At 65.6% G+C, this 6,442-nt stretch carries 7 protein-coding genes; 1 reads left to right on the top strand and 6 read right to left on the bottom strand.

All coding sequences use genetic code 11. The annotated features are described in order from the left end of the window. Positions 1-322: transposase (locus tag BUE39_RS31405; RefSeq protein WP_143169532.1), on the top strand; the 322-nt coding region annotated here is incomplete at its 5' end. A gap of 166 nt (positions 323-488) precedes the next feature. Here BUE39_RS31405 and BUE39_RS31400 read toward each other — a convergent pair. The 6 genes from BUE39_RS31400 to soxC form a co-directional block, all read right to left on the bottom strand. Beyond that, positions 489-1,391, bottom strand: coding sequence for an ABC transporter permease (locus BUE39_RS31400; protein ID WP_073432516.1), 903 nt, complete (start codon positions 1,389-1,391; stop codon positions 489-491). Next, the gene (locus BUE39_RS31395; protein ID WP_073432515.1) at positions 1,388-2,218 is read right to left on the bottom strand and encodes an ABC transporter ATP-binding protein; all 831 of its coding nucleotides are present in this window, start codon (positions 2,216-2,218) and stop codon (positions 1,388-1,390) included. Before BUE39_RS31395 ends, BUE39_RS31400 begins: the two co-directional genes overlap by 4 nt. Positions 2,219-2,291: 73 nt before the next feature. After that, complete coding sequence (locus BUE39_RS31390; protein WP_073432514.1) at positions 2,292-3,362, bottom strand: ABC transporter substrate-binding protein; 1,071 nt, start codon at positions 3,360-3,362, stop codon at positions 2,292-2,294. Positions 3,363-3,411: 49 nt separating this feature from the next. Further along, positions 3,412-4,326, bottom strand: coding sequence for a TauD/TfdA dioxygenase family protein (locus tag BUE39_RS31385; protein ID WP_073432513.1), 915 nt, complete (start codon positions 4,324-4,326; stop codon positions 3,412-3,414). 218 nt (positions 4,327-4,544) lie between these two features. Beyond that, positions 4,545-5,123: a c-type cytochrome gene (locus tag BUE39_RS31380; protein WP_073432522.1), complete on the bottom strand. Its 579-nt coding sequence runs from the start codon at positions 5,121-5,123 to the stop codon at positions 4,545-4,547. A 31-nt stretch (positions 5,124-5,154) separates the two neighbouring features. Beyond that, a complete protein-coding gene (gene soxC, locus BUE39_RS31375) occupies positions 5,155-6,429 on the bottom strand; it encodes a sulfite dehydrogenase (protein WP_073432521.1) in 1,275 nt (424 codons plus the stop codon). Between the last annotated feature and the right edge of the window lie 13 nt (positions 6,430-6,442).

The following is a 6,442-nucleotide window of genomic DNA, read 5'->3' as shown; positions in this document are numbered from 1 at the left end:
GGCCATTCCACATATCCGGGGCAAACGGGGACGTCCCCTGCACAAGCCGCAAATCGTTCAGGGCGACCGGGGCTACAGTTCCGAGCCACATCGGCAGCGCTTGCGCGAACGTGGCATCACGCCCGTGCTCGCAAAAATTGGCTCGCCCCATGGCAGCGGACTCGGCAAAACGCGTTGGCAAGTCGAGCGCTCGATTGCCTGGCTTCACTCGTTTCGACGCCTGAAGATTCGCTATGAACGCTACGCCCATATCCACGAGGCTTTCCTCTCGTTAGCTTGCGCCTTGATTTGCTGGACGCGCCTCAAGCCTTGGTTTAACTAATTTCGCAACAGCTTCTTAGTCCACCCCGGCGGAATCGAAACCCCTTCACGTCATACATAACCCTGGCATAGCCCTGGAATATTCGACATTCGAGCCGCCCTGCACGCCAACCCGGCCGATCCGGCCAATCCGGCCAATCCGGCCAAGCGCGCAGCAATCGTGCCCGCTAGTGCTGAACGCCCCATTTGCGCACGGTCACGCGCTCCAGCGTGTCGAACACCAGATGCTCGATCAGCAGGCCGATCACGATCACCGCCGCGAGCCCCGCGAAAACGCGGTCCGTGTAAAGCTCGTTGCGATTCTGGAAGATGTACCAGCCCAGGCCGCCGCTGCCCGAACTCGCTCCGAATACCAGTTCGGCCGCGATCAGCGTGCGCCACGCGAACGCCCAACCGACCCGCAGTCCCGCGAGAATCGACGGCAACGCGGCCGGCACCAGAATCAGCAGGACGTGGCGCATGCCGGTCAAGCCATAGTTGCGCCCCGTCATGCGCAGCGTCGCCGGCACCGATTGAAAACCCGAGTACGTGTTGAGCGCGAGCGGCCACAGCACCGCATGCACCAGCACGAACAGCAGGCTGCCGGTGCCGAGGCCGAACCACAGCAACGCGAGCGGCAGCAGCGCGATCGAGGGCAAGGGGTTGAACATCGCCGTGAGCATCGACAGAAAATCGCGGCCCACGCGCGTCGACACGGCCAGCGACGTCAGCACGAAGGCGAGCGCGGCGCCGAGCAGATAGCCGCGCAGCAGCACCGACATCGACACGGCGGTCTTGCGCAGCAGTTCGCCGGACCACACACCTTGCACGAACGCGCTGAAGGTCGCGCCGAAGGTCGGCAGCAGCAGATCGTTGTCGACCGCGCGCGCGGCGATTTCCCAGATGGCGATCAGCACCAGCGCGATCAGCGTCTTGCGCAGCCAGGCTTGCGCGAGGAGGCGCTTGCCGAACGGCAACGGCGCTTCGAAAACAAGCTCGCCGAGCGGTTCGAGGGGACGTTCGTACTCGTCGCGAATGGGGGGCAAAGCGGGCGGCAAAACGGGCGGCAACGAGGTGGCGGGAGAACTCATTGCGCGGCCTCCGTCTCTTCGAACAGCAGGTGATGAATGCGCGCGACGCTGCGCTGAAAATCGCCGCGCCCGAAACTGTCCTGCGAATACTGGTGGCTGTTGAGCTCGGCGCGCACGCGGCCCGGATGCGGCGACAGCAGCAGAATGCGGTTGCCGACCACCAGCGCTTCCTCGATCGAATGCGTGACGAACAGCAGCGTGAAGTTCACCTCGTCCCACAGGCGCAGCAGTTCCTCCTGCATCTTGCGGCGCGTGAGCGCGTCGAGCGCGGCGAACGGTTCGTCCATCAGCAGCACGCGCGGCTGCATCGCGAGCGCGCGCGCAATCGCGACCCGCTGCTTCATGCCGCCCGACAAGGTATGCGGATACGCATGAGCGAACGAAGCCAGTCCCACCTTCTCCAGATAATGCAGCGCGCGTTCGTTGGCTTCGGCACGCGAGAGCTTCTTCGCGACACGCAGTGGAAAGGCGACGTTTTGCAGCACCGTCTTCCACGGCGGCAACTGATCGAATTCCTGGAACACGACGATGCGATCGGCGCCGGGCCCGCGCACGGTTTGACCGTCGAGCGAAATGCGGCCCGAGGTCGGTTCGATGAAGCCCGCCACCGCCTTGAGCAAGGTTGACTTGCCGCAGCCCGACGGTCCGAGCAGCACGAAGCGGTCGCCGCCGTAGACGTCGAAACTCACGTCATGGGTCGCGCGAACGATACGCTCGCGAGTGCGGTATTCGAGGTTGACGTTTTCGACCGCGAGCAAGCGCTCGCTGGTCGCGCCGCGAGTTTGTCCGTTGCGTTCCGGAAACAGAAGCGTGGGATTGGCCACCATCAGAGCGCTCCTTCGAAGCCGGCCACGCGGGCCGATGCATATTCAGCGAGATGAAAAATCAGATGCGTCATGCTCAACTGCCCGCCGCGGTCGCCGGGTCGTCGAAGAAATAATCCTTCCACGACTTCGGCTCGTTTTTGATCACGCCGACGCGATACATAAATTGCGCGAGCCCGAGCGTGTTCTGCGGCGCGACCTTGAATTGCACCTGCGGATTCTTGATTACCTTCAGCAGCAGATCGCGGTCGATCTTCGACTGATTCGTGCGGATGTAGATGTCGGCGGCGGCCTCGGGATTCGCCGCGACGAAGCGCGCGGCGTCGGCAAGCGCGTCGACGAACGCGCGGTACGTCTTGGGATTGTTGTCGCGGAATTTCTCGGTGGCGTAGAGAACCGTGGCCGAACTGGGGCCGCCCAGCACGTCGTAGGAATTCAACACGATGTGCGCTTTCGGATTGCCCGCGAGTTCCTGCTCCTGAAACGGCGGATTGCCGAAATGCCCGGTGATTTCGGTGCCGCCCGCGATGATCGCCGCGGCCGCGTCGGGATGCGGCAATGCCTGGGTGAATTTGTCGAGGCGGTTGTACGCCTTGTCGCCCCAACGTTTCGCGGCGGCATACTGCAACACGCGCGATTGCACCGACACGTTCACGGCCGGCAAGGCGATGCGGTCCTTCTCCGTGAAGTCGGCGATCGTCTTCACGTCGGGATTGTTGCTCACGAGGTAGTACGGCAGATTGCCGAGCGAGGCCACGCCCTTCACATTCTGCTTGCCGCGCGTGCGGTCCCAGATGGTCAGCAAGGGGCCGACGCCCGCGCCGGCCACGTCCACCGCGCCGGACAGCAGCGCGTCGTTGATGGCCGCGCCGCCCGAGAGCTTCACCCAGTCGACCTTGATGTCGAGCCCCTGCTTGCGGCCTTCCTTCTCGACGAATTGCTGATCGCGCGCCACGTTCAGCAGCAGATAGACGATGCCGAACTGTTCGGCGACGCGGATCTGTCCTTCGGCGTGGGCGGGCATGGCCGTGGTCAATCCCGCAGTGCCGATCGACAAGCCCAGCAGTGTCGTGGCGGTCGCGGCGGCCGTGGTGAAGCGTCGGGTAAAAAACGACCGCGCGGCGGTCGGGCGAAACCTGGCAAGCATCGGAACTCCGGTCAGCGTGTGATTGAGGTCAAGGCGGGCGGCGTTGCCGTCAGAACGGCACGTCGCCTTCGATCGTCGTGCGATAAAGCTTGCGGCGCAGATGGTCGGGCGTGCCGGCCGCGAGATGCATCAGCGAGCGGTTGTCCCAGAACACCATGTCGTGCGCGGACCAGCGATGCCGGTACAGATGCTCGGGGCGCACGCTATGCGCGAAGATCGCTTCGAGCAATGCCGCGCTCTCGTCCTCGGGCAAGCCGATGATGCGAGTCGTGAAATGCTCGCTGACGAAGAGCGCGCGGCGCCCGGTCTCGGGATGCGTGCGCACGATCGGCTGCACCACCGGCTTGACCTGCGCGATCTGCTCGGCGGAAAGATTGGGCCGCCACGGGCTGCGTTTTTGCAGTTCCGCGTACTTCGCGAGATACGTGTGTTCGGCGAAGCGCCCTTCCACCGCGCGGCGCAAATGCGCGGGCAACGTGTCCCACGCGAGGTGCATGTTGGCGAACAGCGTGTCGCCGCCTTCCGCGGGCAACTCCTGCGCGTGCAGCAGCGAACCGAGGCTCGGCTTGTCCTTGTACGACAGATCGGAATGCCAGTAATGACCGGCGTCGCCGAGACCGATCGGCTTGCCGTTCTCGACGATGTTCGAGACCACCAGCACCTCGGGATAGCCCGGCAACTGGAATTGATGCAGCACATGAATCTGCAGCGGACCGAAGCGCCGGCTGAAGGCGATCTGCTGATCCGGCGTGATGCGCTGATCGCGAAACACCAGCACGTGATGATCGAGATGCGCGCGATGGATGCGGGCGAAGTCGTCGTCGCTCAGCGGCTCGTCGAGGTCGAGGCCGAGTACCTCGGCGCCTAGCGGGCCGTCGAAGGCGCGAATCTCGATGCGCCGGGAGGGATGGAGCGGGTTGGCGGCGCTGGCCGCGTCGAGGTCGGGTGCAAAGGCAGTCGTCACAGGAAACTCTTCGTCGAATCTGTTCGGAGGACGCCGTCGAAGGCGTAGTCAGAAGAATTTACTGGCGCGAAGGCCCGGGCACAACGAAGGAAATCCGATACGGTTATCTGCTGAAGTGATAAACCCGTTGCTTTAACGCGAGGCGGACCGCGATAGCACGTTGGATGCCTCCGCGGCCGCGGCCCCAATGCGCGGGTCCGTGGGTCCGCCGTCACGCGTCACAGTCGCCCAGGCCGCGGATCGGGCACGAAGCCGTCGCGATTGGGCATGACCACGCGCGGCAGCGACGCCGCATCGAGCCGCGTGTTCGCCGGCACGATGCCGTTCTGATTCAGCAGGAACGCGCTCACCGCATACACCTCGTCGGCGGACAGCGATTCGGGCGCGTTATACGGCATCGCGCGGCGGATATAGTCGAACAGCGTGGTCGCGTAGGGCCAGTAGCTGCCGACCGTGCGCTTCGGTTTCGCGCTCGCGAGCGTGCCGTGGCCGCCCGCCAGCGGGTCGCCGAGACCGCCCTCGCCTCGCGCGCCGTGGCATGCCGCGCATTGGGCGGCGAAGACCCGTGCGCCCGTCGAGACGTCGCCGCTGCCCGCAGGCAAGCCGCGGCCATCCGGCGCGACGTCGATGTCCCACGCGGCGAGCTGCGAGTCGCTGAGCGGCGTGCCGATGTCGTGGGTCGTGGTTGAATTGCGCGCGTCAGGCGAGATCGACGCACAGGACGCAAGCGCCAAAAGCGCTAGCGATGCGGCGAGCCGAACGCGCGCCCTCGTTCGCAACCCAGTTTGCACCCGCATCCGCAACACACCGTTCGCGCCGAACCGCTTCTCAGGCATTGCGCACCTCGCCGTTTTCGCCGACGCGCCATTGCTGGATCGCGTTGTAGTGGTACTGCGAATTCAGGCCGCGCGCGGCGACGAGTTCGGCGCGCGTCGGTTGCACGTAGCCGGTCGAATCGGTGGCGCGCGAAAGCAGCGCGGCGGGGCCGCCGTTCCAGCGCCAGTCGGCCTGAAAGCGCGTGAGCGCGCGATCGGCCACGGGGCCGTCCAGGCGCGCTAACTGCCAGGTCGCGCCGCTGTCGGTGGAGACCTCGACCTTGCGGATCGTGCCGCGCCCGGACCACGCGAGCCCCGTGATCGGGTAATAGCCGTGCGTGCTGAGCCGATGTCCCGGCGAAGGCCGCGTGATGACCGACTTCGCATCCATCTCGAACGCGAACTGACGCGCGCTGCCGTTCGCGAGCAGGCTCGTGTACTTCGACGTTTCCTCGCGCGTTTGCAACGGCGCGTCGACCACCTTCAGCCGGCGCAGCCACTTCACATTCGTGTTGCCCTCGAAGCCGGGAACGATCAGGCGCAACGGATAACCGTTTTCCGGGCGCAAGCGCTCGCCGTTTTGCGCGTACACCACCAATGCGCTATCGAGTATCCGTTCGAGCGGCAAACTGCGTGTCATCGCGGCGGCGTCCGCGCCTTCCGCCAGGAGCCAGCCGCTTTCGGGCTTGAGCGGGTTCGACAGGCCGCCCGTTTCTTCGAGCAAGGTCGACAAACGCACGCCGGTCCATTCGCAGCACGACAGCAAGCCATGCGTGAGTTGCACGGGCAAACCGCTCGGCCCATTCCATTCACTGCCGGTATTGCCCGAACATTCGAGAAAGTGAATCCGCGATTCGGACGGCAGGCGCAGCAGGTCGTCCATCGTGAACAGCTTCGGTGCGCGCACGAGGCCATGAAGCGCCAGCCGATGCTGCTCGGGATCGATGTCGGGCACGCCGCCGTGATGCCGCTCGTAGACGAGTCCGTTGGGCGTGAGCGTGCCGTGCAGGTCGGCGAGCGGCGTCATCGACGACGCCGCGCCCGGCAGCGGCCATGCGCGCGCGCTGCGCCGCACGACGTTCGCCTCGCGCGGCGACGGCACGCCATACGGATGTTCGAGTGTCGGCGCGCCGGGCGTGCGGCTCCACGGCGCGACGTCGAGCGGCCGCAGCAGTTCAGCGGCCGCCGCAACCTGCGAAGCGGCGAGACCGCCGGCCGCGAGACCGCCGAGCAGGCGACGACGGCCGCGCGACGGCGGCGGATCCGGCTGGGGCTTGCGCGAGTTCATCATGGCGGCGGTG

The organism is Paraburkholderia terricola (assembly GCF_900142195.1).
GTDB classification, from domain to species: Bacteria; Pseudomonadota; Gammaproteobacteria; order Burkholderiales; family Burkholderiaceae; genus Paraburkholderia; species Paraburkholderia terricola.
The sequence above is the reverse complement of the archived record's forward strand: the minus strand, read 5'-3'. Positions and strand labels throughout refer to the sequence as shown.

Excerpts from the sequence above, each read along its gene's own strand:
- BUE39_RS31400 (WP_073432516.1), bottom strand. The coding sequence starts at position 1,391 with ATGAGTTCTCCCGCCACCTCGTTGCCGCCCGTTTTGCCGCCCGCTTTG.
- BUE39_RS31395 (WP_073432515.1), bottom strand. The coding sequence starts at position 2,218 with ATGGTGGCCAATCCCACGCTTCTGTTTCCGGAACGCAACGGACAAACT.
- BUE39_RS31390 (WP_073432514.1), bottom strand. The coding sequence starts at position 3,362 with ATGCTTGCCAGGTTTCGCCCGACCGCCGCGCGGTCGTTTTTTACCCGA.
- BUE39_RS31380 (WP_073432522.1), bottom strand. The coding sequence starts at position 5,123 with ATGCGGGTGCAAACTGGGTTGCGAACGAGGGCGCGCGTTCGGCTCGCC.
- soxC (WP_073432521.1), bottom strand. The coding sequence starts at position 6,429 with ATGAACTCGCGCAAGCCCCAGCCGGATCCGCCGCCGTCGCGCGGCCGT.